This is a genomic window from Agromyces sp. NPDC052230 (assembly GCF_040679595.1).
In the GTDB taxonomy this organism is placed as follows: Bacteria; Actinomycetota; Actinomycetes; order Actinomycetales; family Microbacteriaceae; genus Agromyces.
In genome coordinates this window covers 77,439-100,298 of record NZ_JBFAVC010000004.1, presented here as the reverse complement: position 1 = coordinate 100,298, position 22,860 = coordinate 77,439, and the positions used below count along the sequence as shown (strand labels likewise).

20 protein-coding genes are annotated in these 22,860 nt (G+C 66.1%); 4 read left to right on the top strand and 16 right to left on the bottom strand.

All coding sequences use genetic code 11. The features are described 5' to 3' along the window. Positions 1–3: 3 nt before the first annotated feature. Positions 4–1,311 carry a UDP-glucose/GDP-mannose dehydrogenase family protein gene (locus AB0K73_RS10495; RefSeq protein ID WP_360512835.1) on the bottom strand — a complete coding sequence of 436 codons (1,308 nt, stop codon included), beginning with the start codon at positions 1,309–1,311 and terminating at the stop codon, positions 4–6. Positions 1,312–1,374: 63 nt separating this feature from the next. On the opposite strand from AB0K73_RS10495, the gene AB0K73_RS10490 reads away from it, so the two are divergent. From AB0K73_RS10490 to AB0K73_RS10480, 3 genes are all read left to right on the top strand, one after another. Then, complete coding sequence (locus AB0K73_RS10490; RefSeq protein ID WP_360512837.1) at positions 1,375–1,818, top strand: hypothetical protein; 444 nt, start codon at positions 1,375–1,377, stop codon at positions 1,816–1,818. Between the two features lie 4 nt (positions 1,819–1,822). After that, positions 1,823–2,287 (top strand): VanZ family protein, encoded by a 465-nt coding sequence (locus tag AB0K73_RS10485; RefSeq protein WP_360512839.1) that lies wholly within the window; start codon positions 1,823–1,825, stop codon positions 2,285–2,287. 342 nt (positions 2,288–2,629) lie between these two features. Beyond that, positions 2,630–3,685 carry a hypothetical protein gene (locus tag AB0K73_RS10480; RefSeq protein ID WP_360512841.1) on the top strand — a complete coding sequence of 352 codons (1,056 nt, stop codon included), beginning with the start codon at positions 2,630–2,632 and terminating at the stop codon, positions 3,683–3,685. Positions 3,686–3,771: 86 nt separating this feature from the next. Here AB0K73_RS10480 and AB0K73_RS10475 read toward each other — a convergent pair whose 3' ends face one another. The 12 genes from AB0K73_RS10475 to AB0K73_RS10420 all read right to left on the bottom strand — a co-directional run bounded on the left by AB0K73_RS10475 (position 3,772) and on the right by AB0K73_RS10420 (position 17,689). Continuing rightward, on the bottom strand, positions 3,772–4,758 hold the full coding sequence (locus AB0K73_RS10475; protein WP_360512843.1) for an acyltransferase family protein: 987 nt from the start codon (positions 4,756–4,758) through the stop codon (positions 3,772–3,774). Next, positions 4,758–5,312 (bottom strand): glycosyltransferase, encoded by a 555-nt coding sequence (locus AB0K73_RS10470; RefSeq protein ID WP_364775209.1) that lies wholly within the window; start codon positions 5,310–5,312, stop codon positions 4,758–4,760. The genes AB0K73_RS10475 and AB0K73_RS10470 overlap by 1 nt, the downstream gene beginning before the upstream one ends. Before the next feature lie 668 nt (positions 5,313–5,980). Next, on the bottom strand, positions 5,981–6,898 hold the full coding sequence (locus AB0K73_RS10465) for a glycosyltransferase (RefSeq protein ID WP_364775279.1): 918 nt from the start codon (positions 6,896–6,898) through the stop codon (positions 5,981–5,983). 214 nt (positions 6,899–7,112) lie between these two features. After that, positions 7,113–8,423 (bottom strand): oligosaccharide flippase family protein, encoded by a 1,311-nt coding sequence (locus AB0K73_RS10460; protein ID WP_360512849.1) that lies wholly within the window; start codon positions 8,421–8,423, stop codon positions 7,113–7,115. A gap of 111 nt (positions 8,424–8,534) precedes the next feature. Then, positions 8,535–9,302 carry a glycosyltransferase family 1 protein gene (locus AB0K73_RS10455; RefSeq protein ID WP_360512852.1) on the bottom strand — a complete coding sequence of 256 codons (768 nt, stop codon included), beginning with the start codon at positions 9,300–9,302 and terminating at the stop codon, positions 8,535–8,537. Positions 9,303–9,537: 235 nt separating this feature from the next. After that, positions 9,538–10,683, bottom strand: coding sequence for a glycosyltransferase (locus tag AB0K73_RS10450; protein WP_360512854.1), 1,146 nt, complete (start codon positions 10,681–10,683; stop codon positions 9,538–9,540). Continuing rightward, positions 10,683–12,155 (bottom strand): sugar transferase, encoded by a 1,473-nt coding sequence (locus AB0K73_RS10445; RefSeq protein ID WP_360512856.1) that lies wholly within the window; start codon positions 12,153–12,155, stop codon positions 10,683–10,685. Before AB0K73_RS10445 ends, AB0K73_RS10450 begins: the two co-directional genes overlap by 1 nt. Then, positions 12,155–13,102, bottom strand: a complete 948-nt coding sequence (locus tag AB0K73_RS10440; protein ID WP_360512858.1) for a hypothetical protein — start codon at positions 13,100–13,102, stop codon at positions 12,155–12,157. The genes AB0K73_RS10445 and AB0K73_RS10440 overlap by 1 nt, the downstream gene beginning before the upstream one ends. Positions 13,103–13,116: 14 nt before the next feature. Continuing rightward, the gene (locus AB0K73_RS10435) at positions 13,117–13,719 is read right to left on the bottom strand and encodes a low molecular weight phosphatase family protein (protein ID WP_360512860.1); all 603 of its coding nucleotides are present in this window, start codon (positions 13,717–13,719) and stop codon (positions 13,117–13,119) included. Beyond that, entirely contained in the window at positions 13,716–15,146 is a 1,431-nt protein-coding gene (locus AB0K73_RS10430; RefSeq protein WP_360512862.1) for a polysaccharide biosynthesis tyrosine autokinase, read from the bottom strand. Before AB0K73_RS10430 ends, AB0K73_RS10435 begins: the two co-directional genes overlap by 4 nt. A 252-nt stretch (positions 15,147–15,398) precedes the next feature. Continuing rightward, complete coding sequence (locus tag AB0K73_RS10425; RefSeq protein ID WP_360512864.1) at positions 15,399–16,922, bottom strand: hypothetical protein; 1,524 nt, start codon at positions 16,920–16,922, stop codon at positions 15,399–15,401. A gap of 2 nt (positions 16,923–16,924) precedes the next feature. Next, positions 16,925–17,689: a glycosyltransferase family 2 protein gene (locus tag AB0K73_RS10420; protein WP_360512866.1), complete on the bottom strand. Its 765-nt coding sequence runs from the start codon at positions 17,687–17,689 to the stop codon at positions 16,925–16,927. 63 nt (positions 17,690–17,752) lie between these two features. Between AB0K73_RS10420 and AB0K73_RS10415 the strand changes: the two genes are divergently transcribed. After that, positions 17,753–18,229 carry a GtrA family protein gene (locus AB0K73_RS10415; RefSeq protein WP_360512868.1) on the top strand — a complete coding sequence of 159 codons (477 nt, stop codon included), beginning with the start codon at positions 17,753–17,755 and terminating at the stop codon, positions 18,227–18,229. Here the strand turns inward: AB0K73_RS10415 and AB0K73_RS10410 are convergent. From AB0K73_RS10410 to AB0K73_RS10400, 3 genes are all read right to left on the bottom strand, one after another. Further along, positions 18,210–19,997: a DUF4012 domain-containing protein gene (locus AB0K73_RS10410; RefSeq protein WP_360512870.1), complete on the bottom strand. Its 1,788-nt coding sequence runs from the start codon at positions 19,995–19,997 to the stop codon at positions 18,210–18,212. The two genes, AB0K73_RS10415 and AB0K73_RS10410, sit on opposite strands and share 20 nt — an antisense overlap. Before the next feature lie 37 nt (positions 19,998–20,034). Further along, complete coding sequence (locus AB0K73_RS10405; RefSeq protein WP_360512873.1) at positions 20,035–21,510, bottom strand: sugar transferase; 1,476 nt, start codon at positions 21,508–21,510, stop codon at positions 20,035–20,037. Between the two features lie 147 nt (positions 21,511–21,657). Next, complete coding sequence (locus AB0K73_RS10400; protein WP_360512875.1) at positions 21,658–22,788, bottom strand: heparan-alpha-glucosaminide N-acetyltransferase domain-containing protein; 1,131 nt, start codon at positions 22,786–22,788, stop codon at positions 21,658–21,660. Positions 22,789–22,860 lie beyond the last annotated feature (72 nt).

Below are 22,860 nucleotides of genomic sequence, written 5' to 3'. Positions count from 1 at the left end.
GCGTCACGGGCGCCCCAGGCCCTTGTACTGCCAGCCGGCGGCCCGCCATGCGGCCGGGTCGAGCACATTTCGCCCATCGATGATGCGCCGGCCGGCGACGATCCGCCCCACCTGTTCGGGGTCGAGCGCGCGGTACTCCCGCCATTCGGTGACGAGCACGACGAGATCGGCCCCGCGCAACGCCTCGTTCGTCGAGGTGGTGTAGTCGAGCTGCGGATGCCTCGCCCGCGCGTTCTCGATGCCCTCGGGGTCGGTTGCCACGACCTTCGCCCCGAGTCCCTTCAGCTGCACCGCGACGTCGAGCGCCGGTGAATCGCGCACGTCGTCGGATTCGGGCTTGAACGTCACCCCGAGCACGGCGATCTTTCGCTCGAACACCGACCCGTCCAGAGCGGAGACGGCCAGGTCGACGACGCGCTGCCGCTGCCGGAGGTTGATCGCGTCGACCTCCTTCAGGAAGGCGACCGAGTCGCCCCGGCCCAACTCCTCGGCGTGCGCCGTGAAGGCGCGGATGTCCTTCGGCAGGCAGCCGCCTCCGAAGCCGACTCCGGCGTTGAGGAAGCGGCGACCGATGCGCGCGTCGTGGCCGATGGCGTCGGCGAGGGCCGTGACATCCGCTCCGGTGGCATCCGCCAGCTCCGACATCGCGTTGATGAAGCTGATCTTCGTCGCGAGAAAGGCGTTGGCGGCGACCTTCACGAGCTCGGCGGTGGCGTAGTCGGTCACGATCCGCGGCGTGCCCGCCTCGATCGCGGCCCGGTAAATCTGGTCGAGCACGGATGCCGCGCGCCGGTCGCCGTCGGCGACGCCGTAGACGAGCCGGTCGGGCTCGAGGGTGTCCTTCACGGCGTAGCCCTCGCGGAGGAACTCAGGATTCCACGCGAGGCGCGCGTGGGGGGCATCCGCTTCGAGCCGTGCCGCAAGGCGGGCAGCAGTGCCGACGGGCACGGTGCTCTTGCCGACGACCAGCGCGCCGTCGGCGAGGTGCGGGATCAGCGATTCGAACGCGGCGTCGACGTACGTGAGGTCGGCGGCGCCGGTGCCTGCCGCCTGCGGCGTGCCGACGGCGAGGAAGTGCACGTCGGCGTCCGCGGCATCCGCGATCTCGGTGCTGAACCGCAGCCTGCCCGTCGCTGTGGCGGAGGTGAGGATCTCGGCGAGCCCCGGCTCGAAGAACGGCGGCCGACCCGCGGCGAGCGCGGCGATCTTGCCCTCGTCGACGTCGATGCCGATGACCTGGTGGCCGAGCTCGGCCATCGCCGAGGCATGCACGGCGCCGAGGTAGCCGCAGCCGATGACTGAGATGCGCATTGAGACCCTTCGTTCAGACACTCCGGTCCATTCTGTCGCAACCGCCACTCCTAGGCTGGTGGGATGACTCCGCCCGATCGGGCTCGCCGCTGGGCGTTGCTGGTGCTCGCGATCTACGCTGCGCTCGGCGCGGTCGTGGTGCTGATCCCGCGGCCGATCGATCAGGGATTCACGCCGTGGGTGCGGGGCCTTCTCGCCCATCTACGCAGTCATGGGCTCGCCCCGTGGATCACGTACGAGGTCGTCGAGTACGCGTCGCATGTGGTGCTGTTCGCGCCGCTCGGGATCCTGACGGTGGTCGTGTTCGGACGACGGATGTCGTGGCTCGCTGTACCCCTCCTGCTGGGTGCCTGCGCGCTCGTGGAGTTCACCCCCACCCTGCTGGGGTTCGACCACGAGGTCTCGGCGATCGACCTGGCGCTCAACGTCGTCGGCGCGATCGGCGGCGCCGCGATCGGCTACTGGGCGGCGCCCCCGGCCCGCCGCCGAACTGCGCCGTTACGCTGAATCGGTGACCGACGTCGTAGTGATTCGAACGCGGCTGAACCGAGCTCGCCTCGTCGCCCGGGTGATGCTCGCGCCATACCTCGTCGCACTCGCCCTCATCGTGTTCCTCCCCGCGCGCGAGGCCGGACGGGTGACCGGCATCGTCGGCTGGGCGGCCGACCTCGTCGCGACGTGGGGCATACCGCGCGAGCCGGCCGCGATCGTCTTCGAGTTCCTTGCGAACGTCGCCCTGTTCATGCCGTTCGGGCTGCTCGTGTCGGCGGCGGCCCCGCGCTGGTCGCCTCTGGCCGTCATCGGTGCCGGATCCCTCGTCAGCGTCGTCATCGAGCTGGTGCAGCTCGGCATCCCCTCGCGCGTGCCCACGGTCTCCGACGTGATCGCGAACACGACGGGCGTGGCGCTCGGGTGCGTGGCAGTGCTCTGGTGGCGGATGTCGCGGACCGCTTCACTCTCGACCGCGCGACACTGATCGTGCTCCGGCCGCCAAAGATCACCGGACGCGCGCGAGTACCTCGATGACGCGATCGTGGCCTGCCCTGAACTCGTCTATCGTTGGTCCTTAGCCCCTCGACGCGAGGTCCACGTGCTCCCACCAATTATCGTCTCAACAACTTTCATTCTCGCTCTGTCCCTGCGGAGGCGACCCCAGCTCACGGTGGTCCTTTACTTGCTCCTGTGGGCGGTGCTACCGCACGCCGCGGTCCAGGGGATCCTTGGATCAGCCGGGCCTTTAGGACTGCACCCCGCATCGTGGCTCATCGTCTTCGCGATAGTCATCGCCATCTTCCATGACGGCAAGTCTCTGTGGCCCATGCTCAGCTACCGGGTGCCGTATCTCGTGCTGCTACTGCTACTGGCATTCATGACGGTGACAACTGTGCGCGGCGGTGGGTCCGTCGTGGTCCTGACCAATCAGTTCATCGCCCCCGTGCTCGCCATAGTCCTCGTTTGGCTCGCTGGCCAGCGAGGCAAGGGTGCGGTGCGGTTCATCGCCTTGTCGGCGATTGCGGTTGGAGCGATTGAGGCAACGACAGGATTGCTTGAATACGCCGCTAGCTCATACCTTTTTTACGTCGACTTCAACGCGGCCGAGTATGCATGGTACTTCCCAGGCGTGTTCGACCGTCCGGTGGGCTTGACGGGCCATGCACTCGTGCTGGGATTCGCGTGTTCAGCCGCGATTCCGTTGCTCGTGCAGGTCCGTAGACCGATGCTTCAGGTCGGTCTAGCTGTGCTGCTGACGGCGGGAACGCTGGCGTCTCAAACCCGACTGTCACTCGCTGTAGCTTTCATCGGACTCGCGTATGTCGTGGTTCGATCGCACTTGCCACTGATCGGTCGCGCGATCGTAGTCACCTCATCAGTTATCGGGGTCGTGTACCTCGTTGCCGTGGCAGAGAGTATCCCTGCATTCCAGCGCATGAACCTCAACGACGGATCAGCAAAGGTTCGCTGGGTAGCCTACGAGTGGTTCATCGCCAACTGGCAGTCGATCCCCGTCGACGGGGTCGGTATCGGCCGCAGCTACGACGTAGCGCGCTCCGCGGGCGTCATGTCAAGCTTCGAAAGCTCGATCATCCAGTTGATTGTGGATGTCGGCGCGCCGGTTGCGCTGGCGTTTTCCATGGCATTGATTTGGTTGCTGCTCTCCCGCCACAAGGAGCAACGATTGCGGGGCACCCTGCCCGCCGCACTTCTCGGGATCGTACTGACGACCACGTTCAGTTCACTAAGCAACATGACTCTCGTCGGGCCGCTCATGTTCGTACTGATCGGGCTCGGTGTCGCGGGACTATGCGAACCCACGCCGGTCAAAGGCGTTCTCGCAACATCAAGGAGTTCCTTCAGCGAAGCTCGAACCCCGTAACGAACTTCAGATTTCATTACCAAACGGCGGCGTTCCGAGCCCACCGTCGAGCTTCCACTCTTCTCGTTTGCCGCAATCAGAGCAGTCTAGATGCGGCTGTTGTGCTTGCGCGCCCGTGACGGCACGCCCGTCACCCACTGTGAGATGGGCGTCCTCATCGCGACCTGGGCGATGACGACAGGCACAGCAAGAGCAAGCGCGAACACCACGAGGGTCGGGAGGAACGGCTCAGCGACCCAGATCACGGCGGGGTGGGCGAGGACGATGGTGAAGCCGCAGAGCGAAAACCATGTCACGGCGTTGCCCAAGCGTCCCAGGTGCGGACTCAAGACCTTCGCTGCCAACACAAGCGCCCAGGAGATAGCGGCTGCGGCGACCAGGCTCACGATTGGCGCACCCCACTCTCCCCGTTTGATGTCGAGCGGGGTGACGACGCCCGCCCACGTGGCCGTCGCCGCGGCCAGGATTAGCGCCACCGCGATCACGACAGACGGCGTGGCGCGCTGCGGCTCGTACCTGCGAGCTATCTGTCCAGCCGCGAGTAGGGAGAGCGCGGGAAGCGCTGCGCCGATCGCGAGCGGGGTGAGGGCGAGCATGGGACCGGCGAACGGGGTCAGCGCGATAGCGAAAACGACGACCGACGCGCGCACCGTAACCGGCGTCCGCTCCAGCGCCCGCCAGATGACTGCTGTCGCGAATAGTGCGAACACGAACCAGAACGTCGTGAACGGTCGCCCCACTGCCGCACCGCCGTACAACGGCGCAATGATGTTTCTGAATGTCAGGTCACTGCTGACAGCCAGCACGGCGATGTAAGGGACAATAAGCGCCGCCCACCAGAACACGTAAGGCTTGAGCAACGTCTTTGACCGCCGCACCACCTCGCCACGAACGGTGCGACCGCTCGTCCAAAGGTACCCGGAGATGAAGAAGAACACCGGCACATGCCATGTGTAAAGGAGGTCACGGCTCAGGGTTGTATCCCAGACGTGCCCCGACACGATCGCGATCACTCCGATGGAGCGAACTAGGTCGATGGATGTTTCGCGGGGCCTGACATCGAGAGCTGACACTAGAGCGACTCAAGAAAGGCACGGAGTTCATTGGCCTTGAATCTCCAATCAACTTCCGCGATGAAGTTCGCCGTCTCCTCCGAGGTAAGCGTTCCGCGGTCTAGAGCCACTTGTGCGGCGCGCGTGAGCTCACTATCGGATCCATACGTGAAGACCACTGACTTGGCGTTAGCCGCAAGGATCGTGCTTGTCCTTGACGCGAGGACGGGAAGACCCGCCGCGACGTACTCGTAAAGCTTCATTGGGCTCCGCCCCTCATTGAGCACTGAGTGGACTAGAGGAAGTAGCCCAACAGAGCTCTCCATAAGCAGGCGGGGAAGTGATTCATAATCGGCAGGGCCGGGGAGTTCTACATTCAAAGGCAACTCAGCGGGGGCCGCGTGATTCGGTCCATACAGTGTGATCTTCTCGTCAGGGAACGACGTCGCGAGGAGCCGTACAGCCGCCCAATCGAATCGACTGTCAAGCGCACCCACGTAGACGAAACCACGCGCAGCGAACGAGCCCCTCGGACGCGTGAAGTGCTCACCCTCCACCCCATTGCTGAGGATCATGGCTGGTCGATCTCCAACTGGCCCGAGTTGGTCGAGAACAACCGAAGAGGTCGCCACGATTGCAGTCGACTTCGAAACGATGCGGGCCTGACGAATCGCTGCTACTCGAGTTTCGTATACGTCGGTCGGTCTGTAAATGATGCGAGCCGGCCACCAAGGAGCAAGTGCATTCGCTGCCAAGGGCTGATCGACCAAGATGAAGTCGGCAGTGTCCGCGCCAACAACTTTCAACGCCCGCCGCATCGATCTCCAGCCGCCAGTGATGGTGAGAGGCAACAGCGATCGCGGCACCAAGTGCAGAACACCATCGTCGTCCTTTACGAGTCCGCGCCGAGCAGCGGCTCCACGCCCTTCTCTGGAACGCAGGACCGCATGCATGCTGGCATATGGCGTCGATACATGGTGCACTTCAACCCCTGCACGCGAGAGCTCACGCGCCAGGTGGTGACTCCCAACACGGAACACCCCACCCGCCTCGGTGTGACTCAGGAATACGACCCTTCTCATTTCAGACGCCAACCCACACCTCATCCGTCATTTGCTGCGCTGCCCTTGTTCGTTTGACGTCGCTGAGACGAACGAGCTCGTCGAACGCGTTCAGTCACGAAACCAACGTTCGTAATTTCTGCGGTTGGGAAACAGCGCATTGCGAGAGAGAATCTCAATCCTCATCGACCCCTCGACGCTGTGGCCAGTTCACTGTAGATATCCTCGAGTTCTGCGGTAAGCGTGCGCACATCAAACTGGCGCTCGACGCGATCGCGGCCGTGCCGACCCAGAGTGTCGGCGAGGTCCGGGTCCCTCAAGACTCGTTCGATTAGCGCAGACAGACGCGGGATGTCGCCCTCGGGTGCTAGCAACCCCGTCTGGCCATCCTCGACAGCTTCTACCACTCCGCCATGGCGATACGCGATCACGGGAAGCCCGGCGAGCGCTGCCTCCAAGAACACCATTCCGAATCCTTCGGAGTCACCATCTGAGGCTCGCCGCGATGGCCCCACGAAAACCGTGCTCTCTCGAAGGAGGGCTGCGATCTGTGCACTCGACCGGCGGCCAAGGAAGCGCACGTTTAACTCAAGTTCTGCGCTTCTGCGCTTCAAGTCCGGTTCCGCGGGGCCATAGCCCACTATCGCGATTGGCGTGCGACGCAGGTCGGTACTCATCAGGGCGACTGCCTCAAGCAGATCACGGACGCCCTTCTTCTCGACGAGTCGTCCAACGAAGATAATCTGCGGTTCCGCCGGGTCGGGTGTCGAACGGATTCCACTCGAACCCTCGATTGGCGTTCCGATATGAAGAACGCGGATCTTCTCCGGGGGCGCTCCCAGCGCAATGAGTTCGTCTCTGATGAAGTCGGATACTGCGATCAGTACTGAGGCGTAACTGAACACGCTCTGGAGGCGCTGAACGTATCGCTTACCGCGTTTGGCGGCCGGCATTCGCGTGACATCAAATCCGTGGAAGGTGACGAGCAAAGGTATCCCCAGTGGACCCGCGACCCCCAGTGCGTTGACTGCACCAGTGCCAAAATGTGCATGAATCAACCGCACACTGTGCTCAGCGATGTAACGACGCAGCCTCCCCATGAGAAGGCTTCCCCCGCCAATCCGAAGGAGGGCCCTCGCGATTCGCGGACTTCCAATCGGCGTCCAGCCGACTACTTCCGCAAAACCGTCAGGATACAATCCGACGCCAAGTGGCAACCAATTCGACATGGCGTTCATCTGGTCCCGGATGAACGTCTCTGACTGCGGTAACCACTCGTCGCGCCAGACGGCCACCATTGGTTTAGCATCCTCGTTAGTCATTCCGCCTCCGTCTCACGACCGCCCAAGTGGCAGCGATATCGGCTCCTTGTGGGCGAATGAAGGTCACTGGTGAGATGCCGAGAATCCGCCACGCAAACACCAGGTTGAGTCCGGCCGCAATGAGATTCCCGACCAATGTCGCGATAGCCGCACCAACCGCGCCAAGTGACGGAGCCAAAATGACAATGCAGGCGATGTTCACTACGCATGCGACGACAAGAGACACACTGCGGAGTCCCGGTCGGCCACGTGCCACCAACGCAACGCCGGCGAATGATCCGGGCGTGCCCAACGCGACTGCGACGAACAGAATGACGGACGGGGCGAGAGCAGGTGCAAACTCACTGCCAAAAACCGCGGGGAGCCAGAGATGCATTGTCAGACAGGCAAGCGCTGCCAAGGTCATAGCAATAACAAATGCTAGGCGGGATGAGCGCCCTAACGCTTCATCATCGTTATTCCGCGCATCCGACGCGAAAAGCACTGCCGTGAGGGCAGACGTCAGCACGAGAGGGACTTCGCTGATGTTGACCGCAACCGCGTACAGGCCGAGTTCAAATGTGCCCCCTAACGGCGTCAGAAGCACCTGATCGATGCGGGCGAGCAGCAATCCTGACACTGCTCCCACCCATACGCGGGCACCATATTTTGCAGTGTTCTTCATGCTGACCGGCTCGCCCGCGATAGTGCGCGCCGGCATGATAAGCGCGACGTAAGGAAGGCCCCCGACGATTGGGGCCACGGCGAGCACCACTGCGGCCGATAGAGGGGTCAACCATCCGGATAGGAGGAGCACCAGCACTCCGAAGACGCGAGCGATTCCGGTGATGAGCCGCTCCGCCGCTACGAGGCGCCAACGCTCTTCACCGCTTGCGAGTCCGCGACCGATACCAACAAGAAGTGTTGGCATCAGCGAGATTGCGATACCTCGAATCAGAATCTCGACGTCGGAATCTCCCCCCGATAGAACCGGAGCAAGAACCATGACGAGTGCGGTGGAAGCCACACCAGAGGCGGCCGACAAGATGAGCGCACCTCTAAGGACCGTTCGACCGCGCGGGCCGTACTTGGACACAAAGTAGATGACGGCCTCCGGCAAACCGAGCGCTGCAACGGCGACAGCGAGCGCCGTTGGAGCGATGGCCGCGGCGACTTCTCCGCGACCGTCGACTCCCAAGCCGCGCGCGAGAAGGGGAGCAACAATGATTGTTGAAAGCGGCAATGCGATGTTCCCGGCCAATGTCACGGACACGTTACGCAGGAACTTGCCGGGTCTAGTTCGCGTGTGTGGATTTGAAGTCACTTGCCTGCCCTCCAGGTAGGGCATGCCGCGCGTATCCCATCAGCGACGGCGAACACCAACTGCGCCCTCATCCATACACCGAGGGATGGGACAGAAAGAGCGATCGAATTGTCAACCAAAGCGACTCAGTACGTCGCCGACCTTGTCGGCGACGCCCTCCCATTCATAGTCTGAGCGCGCCAGCGGACGCACTGTAGGAACACTCCCATCGCGTGTCGCTCGAAGTGCAACAGCCCAGGCGTCAGGGTCCATCCCTTCGTCCACGGATATCCCCGAGCCACCAACTATCTCGGCGACGCTGCGGCAGCCCGTGAAATAGATGACAGGCGTGCCGCAGGAGATACTTTCAGCTGCAGGAAGGCCGAATCCCTCAATTACCGAGGGCATCACAGTTGCCTTGGCGCCGCGATACAGAACGGCCAGTTCCGAGTCGTCGAGCCCCGAATATGCTGATACACGATCCGACAAGCCAGCCCGGCTCGCCAAATCCCTGACGCGATTCACATCTGGACCGACGGCCCTTAGGGTGAGCCCTGGAACCTTGGTTAGTGCATCGATGACCACACCCAGATTCTTATGTGGGCGTACCGCCCCCACATAAAGCAGATACGGCTCAGCGTCGGAGAGCTGGTTAGGGCCACCGGGTTTGAAGTGTTCGTTTACGCCGTTTCCAGCGTTTACGACTTCAATCGATTCGTCGCCCAACCACTCGATAAGTGCTGATCGCGATGTTTCGGAGACCGTCAGCACAACTCCTGCTCGCTTGATCGCAGGTCTTACCACGAACTCGTAGTACGCGCGATATCGCATCCCTTCCGTTCCACGCGAATTGAGATGAATGAGATCGTGGAGGGTGAGCACGTGCGGCACCTTGCTCATCACGAGGTTGTAACCGGGCGAATATGTGACCGAGGTGCCGCGCGCACGCGAGAACGTTACGACGCTCAGCGCACTCGTTGGGGTTCCCGAAAGCCGCAAGTCCTGAGTCACGCTGGGCAGTCGCGGGATGACTTCGCGCGCGTACCGTGCGATTCCGTGATTCCCTTTCCACCGATTGTCAACGCCAACGGTTCGTGTGGTCCTCCACAGTCGTGGGCTCTCGAGTTGGCCCGTCTCACACATGCTGGCTCCCCGCTCTGACTTTCAGGTCAGTTGACTGGGCGACCCACCGGTGAAGCTGTTGTCCGAACCGTTCGGTGGAGAAGAACGAAGTGCGTTCGATGAGAGAGGCGCGATCCACCCGCTGGACTTCGTCGAGCGCGCGACGCCACTCTTCTCGGTCGAACTCCTTCACCAGCGCACCTCCTTGTATTGCGCGAACGCTTTCGCTTGCTCCCCCCACTTCGTAGGCAATTACCGGTGTTCCACACGCCATGGCCTCCACGGGCATGATCCCGAAGTCCTCAACGGCCGGGAAAACGAACGCAGTGGCGGACCGATACAGACTGAACAGCATCGCGTCGCAGGGACGCATGATGAAGTGAACCTCCATTCTCGCGCGCGAGGCCAGATCTCTCAGCGCACCCTCTTCAGGCCCAGACCCGGCCAATACAACGGGCAGCCCGGTGGCCTCGCCAGCTTCTATCACGCGACGAAGGTCCTTGTATGGGACGAAGCGGGAGGCCCCGAGCAGGAACGAGCTTGGCAGCCCGGCCAACGTCTGCGCTTCTTCCGCAGTGAGTCGTTCAACCCAGTTGCCGACTGCCTGGATTCGTTCTGTATCGACTGGCGGGTATATGACTCGAGCATCGAGCCCCCATGTGTCGCGGATGCGATCGCGCACGAACTCACTGTTTGCCGCGACCGATACGGCCTCGCCGGCCCTTCGCCTATCCAACGGCTTGAGGAGTCTTGAACCAGCACGAGCGATCAGTCCGTCACCGCGCTGGTCGAGTTCAGGAGTCCAGATGTATCTCGCTGGCGTGTGCGCATAGACCAACTTTGGGATGCCGCGATTGGCGCCGCGAAACCGCGCGTGGTGAGCAAAGAGGTGGGAACTTACGAGCATCCAATCGTAGGTCCGCGCCGAGGACAGCCCCCGCCAGGCCGCCGGCATCACCGGTAACGCGAGTACTTTCCTTCCGCGGAGCGGCGACCGCCCGATCCAGCTCTCCTGCACGTGGCGATCAGGGTACCGCGTTGGATCGTCGCTCCAGAGCACCCGGATATCAGCGTCAGGGAAGGTGGCAGACATTGCGTCAAGGACCTTCTCTGCTCCGCCTGTCTTCTCGATCCACTCATGAACGATCACACCGGCCATCAGACGGCGTCCTTGCCCGGCATCGCTACGGCGCGGACGGTGCGCCAGAGAATCACGATGTCGCCCACAATCGACCAGTTCTCGACGTAGTAGAGGTCGAGTCGGATGGCGTCATTCCAGTCCAGACTCGACCGCCCGCTCACCTGCCAGAGCCCGCTGATCCCGGGCTTCATCATGAGGCGTCGGTGCGCGGCTTCGTCGTATAGCGCCACCTCGGCCGCGCGCTGGGGTCTCGGGCCGACGAGGCTCATGTCCCCACGCAGCACATTGAAGAACTGCGGCAACTCGTCGAGTGAGTAGCGACGGATGTTTCGGCCGACGGTTGTGATCCGCGGGTCGTCGTTGATCTTGAAAAGCGGCTTGTCAGACGTGCCCTGCGCGTCGAGCAGGCTCTTGAGCTGGTCGTCGGCGCCCTGCACCATCGAACGGAACTTCAACATGCGGAACGGCTCGCCCCGGAGTCCGACCCGTTCCTGCGAGTAGAACACGGGCCCCGGGCTCGAGAGCTTCACGGCGATCGCGACCGCGATCATGATGATGCTGCTCAGGATGATGAGCGCCAGGGATCCGACGATGTCGAAGATGCGCTTCGTCACCTGCTTGCGGCCCTCGAACGACGGGTACTCGACGTGGATGAGCGGCAGACCGGCCACGGGTCGTGCGTGGATTCGGGGGCCCGCGACATCCGTCAGCGCCGGGGCAACGATGAGGCTCATCGAACGCGCCTCGAGGTCCCACCCGAGTTGGCGCATGTCCTGAGGATCGATGGTGTCTGCTCCCGTCAGGATCACGGTGTCGACATCCGCGGAGTCGATGGCGTCGAGTACCTCGGCGTAGCCCCCGATCACGGGAATGCCCGAGAAGAGATCTTGCGATGTGGTGCCGTGCTCGGTGATGGCTCCGACGATGTGGATGCCCGACGCGCCGTCGCGCCTCATCTGCTGCGCCACGTGCTGCGACTTCGCACGATCGCCCATGAGCACAGCGCGATAGAGGTACTGCCCTTGGGCTCGTTTGCCGTTGAGCCACTGGCGCCACGCCCAGCGACTCACGAGAAGGAGGATCAGGCCGACGGGCAACGCGATGAGCAGGTAGCCGCGGCCGACCTGAGACTGCAGCAGGAAGGCGAGGATGGCGAACGCACCGAACACTCGCACGGTCGCATCGGCGATGCGCTTGTACTCGAGGCTGCCCGTGCCGATGATCTTATGGTCGCGGGTGGCGAAGAACTCGAGCGAGAGCATCCACGCCAGCACCAGAAGGAGGGAGACCAGCGAGTAGCTCACCACGAAGTCCTGCAGTTTGTTTCGCGGGATCTCCAACTCGACCAGACGCGTACCGAAGCGAACGAGTTGCGAGCCGTAGACCGCCACCACGATGGCGACGAGGTCGGTGACGAACAGGCGCACAGCGAAGTCGCGTTGCCACCGTGCCACTCGAGCGCTCGGCGTCAACGTCTCATTCAGGCTCATCAGAGCCACGTCGCACCTCCGTCCTGCGAACGCGCGAGCGCGTCGCCCGCCCACAGCCAGGTGGTGCCGTCGTCGGCAGAGGAGAGCGCGGCTTCGCCAGGGCCGACGGTGGCGGGCAGGCATCCGCCGGCCGAACCGAGCGCGAGGCCGGCTGCGGCGACGCCGATGCCGATGAGTTGCCCACCGACGCATCCGTTCTGATTGATCACCGCGACTCGGTATCCGTCGGCACCGACACCGATGGCAGCGACGCCAGGCACCGACGCCGGCGGCAGCCAGCTTGCGCCGGCGTCGACGGTGGCGTGCACCGAACTGTCGTCGCAGAGCAGAGCGGCCGAGTTCTCGTCGACCACGGCGAGCTGAACCACTGTCGCGCAGGGCGCGGCGCGGTCACCGGCGGGTGCATGTACGACCGCACGGTTGGCCGGGTCGACAAACCACGACGCGGCGAGCTCATCTGGTGCAGGCTCCCACTCTGCTCCCCCAGTGAACGATCGCTCGTAGGTTGGCGCACAGCCCTCGGCGGCAAGCCCGATGAGTGCCACGAACGAATCGGCCCCTGTGGTGATGCGCTGCACGCTTGAGACGGTCGTGGCAGATGCCTCCCAAGTCGCGCCGGCATTGGACGTGAACTCGATGCTGGAGGGCTCGGGACATGGACTCGCGAGAGTGCGCACCGCCGTGTCGACGTCGATGGCGGCCACGGCACGAGTCGGCGCACTGACGGTCTGTGGGGCCGCCGCCGCAGGTTCGGAGGGGACCTGCTCTGCGACAGCGGCAGGGGGCTGCGTTGCGCCGGGCGTCGCGCCGGCCTCGGGCACCGACCGGTTGGCGGTCAAGGCGACGATTGAGAGCGCGCTCACGACCACGGCGAGCACGGCCAGGCCCACTCCGGCCCACACCGCGCGCCCCCCGCGCGCCGCGCTCGACCGCCGATTGAAAGCCATGACACCGATTTCTCCTACACCCTGTGCGCCGCGCGAGCGAGCAGCGCGACCGTGGCCTGCACGGCGGGCACGAGCTGCGCGGCGGACGCCTCGTAGACGTCGGCAGACCGGCGGTAGGGATCGACGACATCGGCGTCGTCGGGTGAATCGAACGGGGTGACGACACCGCGCAGTGACGCGGCGGCGACGACCGCCTCTCGGAGACGGCTCCGCAGGCTGCCATCGCCGAGCGGCGATGCGGCGTCGTCGAGGTCGTCATCGGTGACGGATGCCGCGAGGCGTGCGAACTCTCGAAGTGTGAACGTGCGACGAGTCGCCGCCGGAACCAGCTCGACGACCGACCGACGGTGCTCGCGAGCGAGACCCAGCACGAGGTCGGCGTCGAGGATGAGCTGCTCGTCGACCTGACGTGCGACGTGGGCTGCGGCATCCGTCGCTCCGTACCGTGCAGAGAGCGACTGCGCCTCGGGAGGCATGCCGTACCCGACCATCGCCATGGTTCCAGCGCTCCGAACCGTGATGCCCTCGACGCCGGCGAGCCCGGCTCGGAGCAACTGTTCAGCCAGCGGCGAACGGCAGATGTTGCCCGAGCAGACCGTGAGAATCGAAAAGGTCATGATGCGCGTCGACTCCGGGTTCGTTCGTGGGTGTCGTCGTCGCCGAAGACCTCGTCGAAGTCATGGGTGACGCCGTAGGTGTAGTTGCCGTAGCCGTAGCTGTCTGGGCCCTTCGTCGGCAGCATCGTGACCACAACCCCGAGCAATCGACTGCCGATCGCGTCGAGGGCTCGAACGGCGCCGGCGAACTCCTGCTTCTTCGTCGCGCCAGAGGCCGCCACGAGGATCGCGCCGCCGGCCAGCTTCGAGACCACCGCGGCATCCGTGACGAGCAGCAGCGGGGGCGCATCGATGAGCACGTAGTCGAACTGCTCGGTGAGGGTGGCGAGCACTGTGGCCATGGCCGCCGACCCGAGCAGCTCGCTCGGGTTCGGCGGGATGCGCCCCGACGGAAGCGCGTAGAGCCGCCCACGACCCCACTTCTGCAGCACGTCGACGAGCTCCGCCCGACCGATGAGGACATCCGTGAGCCCGACACCTCCCTCGATGCCGAGATACTCCGCGACCTTCGGCAGGCGGAGGTCGCCGTCGATCAGGGCGACGCTCGCGCCCGTCTCGGCAAGGGAGATGGCGAGGTTCGCCGTCGTGGTGGACTTGCCCTCACCGGGGCCGGCGCTCGTGACCACGAAACTGCGCGGGCCACCTTCGTAGTTGACGAACTGCAGGTTCGTACGGAGGCTGCGGAACGACTCCGCCCGCGGATTGCGCGGATCGGCGTGCACGATGAGGGGTCGACTTCGCGCATCGGGGTCGAGAGCGATGCCGCCGAGGAGCGGCTTGTCGGTGACCTGCGAGATGTCGTGCAGCGAGTGGATTCGCGTGTCGAGCACGCTGCGGAGCACCGCGATGCCGACGCCGAGCGCGAGGCCCACCAGACCCCCGAGCGCGAGGTTCAGCGGCACGTTCGGGCTCGACGCGCCCTCGGGAACGGTGGCCGGCTGGATCGTCTCGATCCTGACCAGGCTGGGGGCATCGCCCTCGGGCTTCTCGAGATCGTTCACCACGACGTCGGCGAAGTTGGTGCCCACCGAGTTGGCGATCTCGGCAGCGGTGGCAGGGTCGCTGTCGGTGGCGATGATGTTGATCAGCACCGTGTTGAGCGGCGAGCTCGCCTCGATCTTCGCTTCGAGCTCGGCGCTCGTCGTGTCGAGCGCCAACTCTGCGATCACCCGGTCGAGCACGATCGCGCTGTCGACGACGTCGACGTAACTCGTCACCGCTTGGCGGGCGAAGTTGGTGCCCTGCACGAGGTCACCGGTGGCGGAGCTGTCGCCGGAACGCACTGAGACGTAGAGCTCGGTGGTCGCCTCGTACTTCGGCGTGACCATGATCGAGTACAGGGCAGCCAGACCGATTCCGAGGAGGAGACACGCGACGATGAGCACCCAGCTCTTGTGCAGAATGCGCACGTAGTCGCGTAATTCCACGAATGTTTCCTTCCGGTCGGTGCAGCCCCGCTCCGCGCAGCGGACGTCAGTCTCGCATGGCCGCGTTACGGACCTGCGACGCCGGAAGCGGGGCGCCGTCGTCGGCGCGCACCCGGACATTGACCCTACTCCCCCAGCGAAGAATCGAAGAAATCTCCCCGGCCTTCCTGTGGAGAACTCCCGACCCCGACGTCAGGATTCGGGCGGGAGAAATCTCCCCGGCCTTCCTGTGGAGAACTCCCGACCCCGACGTCAGGATTCGGGCGGAGCGCACACCGTGTACCCCGGTGCCCGGAGCAGCACGTCGCAGGCTTGCGGGGGCTCGCCCGGCCAGACCCGGGGCTCGCCCTCGACCGCGTCGACGGCATCGATGAGACCGACATGCGCGCCCGACATGACGATGACGCTCACCGGGCCGCCCCACGGGCTCGCGAGCTCGTCGTAGCCGAGCTCGGCGATCTGCCGAGCCGCCTCACGCTGGCCTGCGAGGGTTTCCCACGTGGTGTACGGGAACGCGACGACACGACCGGCGAGCGAAACCGTCAACAGCACGAGCCCCGAAACGGCGAGCACGACGGCCAGGATCCGTGTCGGGTTGGCTCGCCGAGCGCCCCAGCGCTGCAGCGCGAGGCGTGCGAGCACGACGGACGCCGCGACGACCACCGGCAGGAACGCGAGCACGCCCGGTGCCGGATGCCGCAGCCAGACGGGCGTGTGCGAGGAGACCAACCACCACGCGAGGTAGGTCACGAGTGCGACCCCGGCGGTCGCCGCGATGACGACGAACCCACGCGGGTCGGTGCGAGCGCCGGCCGTCGCGAGCGCCTCGGGTTGCCGGGCCGCAGCCCTGGCGCCGGCCGCCGCGAGCGCCACGACGACGACGATCGCGGCGCCGACCACCCACCACGGCAGGTGCCACGCGCCGAGGAGCGCCGCGAGTTTCTCGAGGGGCGGCACACGGTAGCCGTCCTGACCGCCCGACAGCAGGAAGCCCCCGAAGTCCCGCACATTCTCGACGTACCCGCTCGGCCCGAGTGCCACGAACTTCCACGCCTCGAACGCGATCGTCGGCGCCGCGGCGCAGGCGGCTGCGGCGAGGACGCGCGGCATGGTCGCACGGAGACGCTCACCGAGCCCACGACCCGGCGCATCGAGCAGTGCGACGATCGCGAACGCGGGCAGTGCCAGGAGCGCCACGAACTTGACCTGCACGGCCAGGCCGACCAGCAGTCCGGCGAGCCAGGGGCGTCGATGCAGCGCGACCAAGCCGGCGGCGAGTAGGCCCGCCGCCGTCACCTCGCCGAGGATGTCGTACGGCGACTGGATGGGCGACGGCGGCAGGTCCGCCGAGTAGGCGAGCGGCAATGCGGCGGCGATGAGCGCGATCCAGCGCCCGCCGAGTCGTCGGCCGAGCACCCACAGGCTACCGAGCAGCACGGAGTAGCCGACCCCGGCCACCAGGCGCCCGGCGATCACCGGATCGACGCCGAATGCGGCCAGCACGGCGATCGGCAACAGCATCACCGGCCCGGTCGAGATGCGCGCATCGAACGGCGTCAGCTCACTCCCCGAGAGGGTGCCGTCGCTCGTGTAGCCGAGGCCGCGCACCACGTTCAGCGGCACGGTGAGGTTGAACGCCTCGTCCTCCCAGAGCCGAACCGTCGTGAACGCCGGCACGAGCACGGCGACGTTCGCGAACACGACGGCGACCACGCCGAGCCAGAAGACGACGTCGAGCAGGCGGATGCCCCGACCGCGCACCTCGACCGCGGACACGACTACCGACCCGGCCTCAGCGAGACGCGCCACAGCTCCACGGCCGCAGTGCGGGTGAATGCTCGTAACCGCTTCGGTGGAAGGATGGGGGCGCGTTGCGTGTCGACACCCCACATGGTGCCCTGCTCGTCGCCGCCGCGGCGCGGCTGGCTGCGCACCCGCACGTAGCGCACGTCGTACCCGCGTCGCACCTCCGCGAGCGAGAAGTGCACGTGCGGGACCTGCGCGTCGGGGGGCACCGCCGCAATGAGCACCTCGAGCACCGCCGGCCGGTAGGAGCGGAGCGGCGTGTTGACGTCGGGGATGCGGCGCCCTGCGACGAGCGCGATGAGCACGCCGACGCACGCGGTGAGCGCCCGCCGGAACCACGGATCCGTGCGACCCACGCGCACCCCGTGCACGACGTCGGCGCCGGTCGCGACGGCGGCCGACACGACCCGGGCGAGATCGTCGCCACCGAACTGCCCGTCACCGTCGACATGCAGCACGAGGTCGGGGTGCTGATCCAGCCCGGCGCGATATGCCGCGAGGGCGGTGGGTCCGTGCCCGCGGTTCACGTCGGCCGTGATGACGGTGAGGCCGGGAAGCTCGCCGCCGAGCTCCCGCAGCACGTCGGCCGTGGCATCCGTCGACCGGTCATCGACGATGGTGATCTCGAGACGCCTCGCGAGCGGCGAGAGGCTGGCGTGCATCTCACGGATGAAGCCGGTGATGCCCGCCGCTTCGTTGAACGCCGGCATGACGACGGCGAGGTGATCGAGGCTCACGCCGTCTCCCAAGCAGCTGTCCGTGTGCGGGTTCACACAGATCCGAGTAGTAGCGTAGTCGAGATGTCGAAACGAGCCCGCTGGCGTCGTCTGGCCGGGCTGGGGGCCCGGTTCCTCACCGTGGGTGCCATCAGCACCCTCATCGAGATCGCCGTGTTCAACCTGCTCTTCCTCGCCTTCGGGTGGGATGTGGTGTCGGCGAAGGTCGTGGCGTCCCTGGTCGCACTCGTGAACGCCTACTTCGGCAATCGCGAGTGGACGTTCCGCCACCGCGACCGACGCGGGCGGGTGGCCGAAGTCGTCCTGTTCGTCGTCGTGAACCTGTTCTGCACGGCACTGGGCGCGGCGATCGTCTGGGGCGGCGTCGAGGTGGCGGAAGTGATCGTCGAGCGAACCGCCGGGCCGTTCATCGTGAACGGCGTGAACCTGGTGAGCATCGCGATCGTCGTGCTCGTTCGCTTCTGGCTGTACCACAGCCTGGTGTTCCGAACGGCACCGCGCGAGGCGGAGCCGAGGTCGATCAGCAGCCGGGAGTCGTGACGGTCACATCGGTGGGCTGCACCATCGGCGTGTGCCACACCTCGAGCGGGCCGTAGTCCCCCGCTGCGCCGGTGAAGGTCGCGACCACGGTGTGGCTGGTGCCCGGTGGGTTGACGATGTTGACCTTGACCGCGGGCCGACCCAGGTGCGGCAACACCGCTGGAGCGGCCGGGGCGCCATCGACGGTCGCCGAGGCGAAGGTCGATCCGACCGGCCCGTAGAGCACGAGATCGGTGCTGATCCAGCCCCTGGGGAAGAAGCGGGCGGGCGAGATGTACTCGGCGAGATCGTCGACCGCAGCCGGATCGAGTGTGGAGGTGAACGTCGCCGTCGTGGTGACGGTCGGCGCTTCGACGGTGCACTGATCGGAGGTCACGCCGACGCCGAGCTTCGCGTAGTAATCGAGCTTGCCCTCGGTGATGTCGTCGACGTACACCCCGACGGCCGTGCGCTCGGAGTTGTCGACGGGTGGCACGCCGGCGATGCGGGTGCCGGCGATGTACGCCGCCTCCTCCGCATCGGACGGCGAGTAGAGGAGCCGCCCCTCGTCGACGGCCTGCACGAGCGCCTCGACCAGTGCGCGGGAATCGCCCGCGCCCGAACTGATGACCTTGAAGACCGATGCAGCCACCGTGGCGAAGTACTCGTCCTGCTCTTCGGGGTCCTCGAATCGGAAGTACACCCGGTTGAGCACCTCGGAGGCGGCGTTGTCGGCCGTGAGCTGCTCGCCGGTGGGCAGTGAGACCGGCCCGGTGGCGCCGAGCAGGTAGCCCAGGGCAACCGGGTCGAAGGAGACGACGGCGTCGATCGGCGTGCCGAACGTCTCCGCCCACCACGCGCGCATGATGTCGGCCGACTCTGTGAAGTCGGGCGTGAGCATGATGTCCTGCATGTAGCGACCGACCTTGTCGCCGTAGAGCGCCGTCGTTTCGGGGTTGAGCGCTGTGACCGGCGTGGGGCGCGCGTTCTGGAAGTCGGTGCTCGACGCCTGCTGGGCGATGCTGATCCGGCCGTCGGTGACGTTGACCAGCAGGATCGCTGCCGGGTTCCCGCCGGCTCCGCGCGCCTCGGCATTGTTCTGGAACAGCATCAGGTAGTTGCGCGGGCCCTCCGCTCCGAGCGCGCCCGGGAGCAGCTCCAGCGTCGTATCGGCTGCGGTGAGCGCCGGCTCGATCTTCGCGACGGCGTCTTCGAGCTTCACGACGCCGGACTCCACCTGCTCGATGAGCGCACCGCGATCGATCGTGTCGAGATCGGTGGCGACCTGCTGCACGGTGCTGGAAGCTCCGTCCACGATCGTCGCGAGTTGCTGCACTGCAGCGACGTCGATTGCGCCGTCCTTCGGCTTCAGGGCGTCGAGGCTGAGCTGGGTGGCGGGCAGGACTGCCCCGGCCACGAGGTCATCCACTGCGGCGGACGTGACACGGACCGCGTGGAGGTTCGGCCCCGCGACCGGAACCCACTCGAAGGCTCGCCAGAGCCGGCCGTTCGTCTGGGTGCGCGCCTCCGCCGCGTGCACGCCGAGCTCAGCGGCCGCCGCCTTGGCGCCCTCGGTGTCGCCGGCCGTGAGGAGCTCCTGCGTCCGCTGAGCGAGCGGAATCGCCGCCTCCAGCGAATCCTTCGCCGCGAGCGCGCGCTTCGCGAGGACATTCCCGACGACGACGAGCCCGATGACCACGAGGATGATGGCGAGCAGGATGCCCACCGGCACCCACAGTCGTGCACTGCGGATGAGGGGGCGCTTCGTCTGGGGGGCGTGCGTGCTCACCCAAGCCATCGTAGGGGGCACTGCTGAGGAAGCATCGTCAGTACGCACCGCTCGCCCGGGCGACCGCCCGGATCGTGCGGTACAGGACGATGATGTCGCCGGTCAGCGACCAGTTCTCGACGTAGTAGAGGTCGAGACGAACACTGTCCTCCCACGAGAGGTCGGAGCGGCCCTGCGTCTGCCAGAGTCCCGTGATACCGGGTCGCACGAGGAGGCGGCGGTGCGTCCACTCGTCGTACCGCTCGACCTCGGATGACAGCGGCGGACGCGGCCCGACGAGCGACATGTCGCCGACGAGCACGTTGATGAGCTGCGGGAGCTCGTCGAGGCTGTACCGGCGAAGCACCGCGCCGACACGGGTCACGCGGGGGTCGGACCTCAACTTGAAGAGCACGCCGTTGCCGTCGGATCGGTCGAGGAGCGACGGCAGCTGCGTCTCCGCATCGACCACCATCGAACGGAACTTCAGCATGTGGAACCGCTCGCCGTTGAGGCCGACGCGCTCCTGCAGGTACAGGGCCGGCCCAGGGCTGTCGCGCCGCACGAGGAAGGCGATCACGAGGAAGACGGGACTCAGCACGACCAGCGCGAGGAGCGATGCCACGACATCGAAGGCCCGCTTGAGCGCGAACTTGCGGCCGGTGAACACCGGGTAGTCGACCTGGATGAGCGGGAGCCCGGCCACCGGGCGAGCGTGGATGCGCGGGCCCGCGACATCCGTCAGCGCCGGAGCGACGATGAGGGTGGTCGAACTGCTTTCGAGCTCCCAGCCGAGCTGCCGCATGGCGCGGGGATCGATCGTGTCGTCACCGGTGAAGACGACCGTGTCGGCCCGGGCCTCCCGCAGCACTCGCGACACGCTGCCGTGGTCGCCGAGCACCGGGATGCCGTCGGCGATGTCGGGTTCGTCCGCTCCCCCGCGGGTCACGGCTCCGACGATGGTGATGCCCGACGCGGTGTCCCGCATCATCTGCTCGGCCACGTGTATCGACTTCTGCCGCTCGCCCATGAGGATCGCCCGGTGGCAGTAGGCCCCAGCCGCCCGACGGCGGAGGAGCCACTTGCGCCACATCCAGCGCGAGAGCAAGAGCATGCCGAGTCCGAGCGGCAGCGCAACGAGGAGGTAGCCGCGACCGATCTCGGATTGCAGCAGGAACGCGGCGAGTGTCAGCACGACGAAGACGCGGATCGTGGCATCCGTGATGCGCTTGTACTCGGTAGTGCCCGCGCCGATGATGGTGCGGTCGCGGGTGGCGAAGATGGCGAGCGCGACGATCCAACCGAGCGACAGAAGGGCCGACACCAGCACGTAGCTCAACTCGACGACTCCGCCGTCTTCGCCCGGGATGCGCAGCTTCGCACCGCTCGTGCCGAATCGGATGAACTGCGACGCGTAGACCGAGACCACGATGACGACGGCGTCGGTGACGAGCAGGCGTGACGCGTACGCGCGCTGCCATGCCGTCACGATCGCCGACGGTGAGTCGACCGACGACTGTCGCGTCAGGGTCATGATTCCCTCCGACTGCCCGCCCCTCGGGTCGGCGGACCCCCATGCCCGTCGTTCGGGCGACGGGCCATGGGCTAGGCTACCCCGCTCGGGGGCGCCGGCGGGAGGATCAACCCCAACTGACCCCTGAAATGGGGTCGTGAGGTGTCCTCAGCTCCGGTCGGCGGGCGAGTCCGCGCCTCCGGGAGGGACCGCCGGCGCCGGCTCGGCGATGTCGCGGTCGCGGTCGCGGTCGCGCCCGCTCGCCCACCGGAGCACCTGCTCGAGCGGCCCTCGCCCCAGGTACCGCCGCCACAGCCACGCGAAGAGCATCGACCCGACGACGAATCCGATGAGCAGCGGCCACGAGTCATCCGTCGCCACGCCGTTCTCCTCGCGGATCGCGAGTCCCAGCACGACGAGGTGCATCGTATAGATGCTGAGCGGCATTGACCCCATCGCGGTCACCGGGGAGAGGAGGGTCGATGCGACTCTGCGCACGGCTGGCCGCGCGAACGCGGTGAGCGCGAGCATCGCCGCGACGATGAGGGCGCACACTCCCACGTTGCCGACCGTCTCGAGGGAAGCGCGAAGCGGCACCGACCACTCGGCCTGACTCACGAGCTCGGGTGCCGGCAGCTGCGCCGCCAAGGGGAGGAAGACGGATGCCGCCGCCGTGCCGGCGAGCGCGGTGACGCCGACCGCGCGCGGCGATTCGAGGCCGAGGCGCGCCAGCGCCAACCCGATGAGCATCACGGCCACCCAGATGATCACCGGATACGCCCCGGCCACTGCCCAGTCGGCGAGGAACTTCAGCGGGGTCTCGAGCACGGTCTGGACGAACTCCGTGCGGGCGCCGACCGCGGTGAGCGCCGGCGTCACGGCGAGCAGCGCGACGCCCAGGCCCAGCACCACCCACGGCGGCAGGAAGAGCATCGGCAACAGCACGAGGAACGCGATGCCGTAGACATCGAGGATGATGAACACGAGCGGGTCGAGCGTGAACCAGATGAACATGCCGAGTGCGATGAGGATGACCGCACGAATGGCGATCTGACGCCGAAGTTCCCCGCGCCCGGCGGCGATCGGTCGCACGCCGCCCGAGATGAATCCGAGTCCGATGCCCGCCGTCAGGGCGAAGAGCAGGCGTGGTCGCTCATCGGCCAGCGCGATCAGCTCCGTCACCTCGGCGTTGGCGACGGCCGGAGACACATGCGCCACGAACATGCCGATGAGCGCCAACCCGCGGGCGGCATCGACGCCGACGACGCGGTGAGGCATCCGCTGCGCATCGACCGTCATGCTGCCAATGCTCGCACCTCGGCGACCGCGTGTCAGCGGCATCCTTCAGCTGCGCTCGCGGCGACGCCGGCT

What these genes read in the sequence shown, in the direction of transcription:
- AB0K73_RS10495 (WP_360512835.1), bottom strand. Translation starts at nt 1,311, where the DNA reads ATGCGCATCTCAGTCATCGGCTGCGGCTACCTCGGCGCCGTGCATGCC.
- AB0K73_RS10490 (WP_360512837.1), top strand. Translation starts at nt 1,375, where the DNA reads ATGACTCCGCCCGATCGGGCTCGCCGCTGGGCGTTGCTGGTGCTCGCG.
- AB0K73_RS10480 (WP_360512841.1), top strand. Translation starts at nt 2,630, where the DNA reads ATGCTCAGCTACCGGGTGCCGTATCTCGTGCTGCTACTGCTACTGGCA.
- AB0K73_RS10470 (WP_364775209.1), bottom strand. Translation starts at nt 5,312, where the DNA reads ATGATCCTCAGCAATGGGGTGGAGGGTGAGCACTTCACGCGTCCGAGG.
- AB0K73_RS10465 (WP_364775279.1), bottom strand. Translation starts at nt 6,898, where the DNA reads ATGGGGAGGCTGCGTCGTTACATCGCTGAGCACAGTGTGCGGTTGATT.
- AB0K73_RS10455 (WP_360512852.1), bottom strand. Translation starts at nt 9,302, where the DNA reads ATGAGCAAGGTGCCGCACGTGCTCACCCTCCACGATCTCATTCATCTC.
- AB0K73_RS10450 (WP_360512854.1), bottom strand. Translation starts at nt 10,683, where the DNA reads ATGGCCGGTGTGATCGTTCATGAGTGGATCGAGAAGACAGGCGGAGCA.
- AB0K73_RS10445 (WP_360512856.1), bottom strand. Translation starts at nt 12,155, where the DNA reads ATGAGCCTGAATGAGACGTTGACGCCGAGCGCTCGAGTGGCACGGTGG.
- AB0K73_RS10440 (WP_360512858.1), bottom strand. Translation starts at nt 13,102, where the DNA reads ATGGCTTTCAATCGGCGGTCGAGCGCGGCGCGCGGGGGGCGCGCGGTG.
- AB0K73_RS10435 (WP_360512860.1), bottom strand. Translation starts at nt 13,719, where the DNA reads ATGACCTTTTCGATTCTCACGGTCTGCTCGGGCAACATCTGCCGTTCG.
- AB0K73_RS10415 (WP_360512868.1), top strand. Translation starts at nt 17,753, where the DNA reads ATGTCGAAACGAGCCCGCTGGCGTCGTCTGGCCGGGCTGGGGGCCCGG.
- AB0K73_RS10405 (WP_360512873.1), bottom strand. Translation starts at nt 21,510, where the DNA reads ATGACCCTGACGCGACAGTCGTCGGTCGACTCACCGTCGGCGATCGTG.
- AB0K73_RS10400 (WP_360512875.1), bottom strand. Translation starts at nt 22,788, where the DNA reads ATGACGGTCGATGCGCAGCGGATGCCTCACCGCGTCGTCGGCGTCGAT.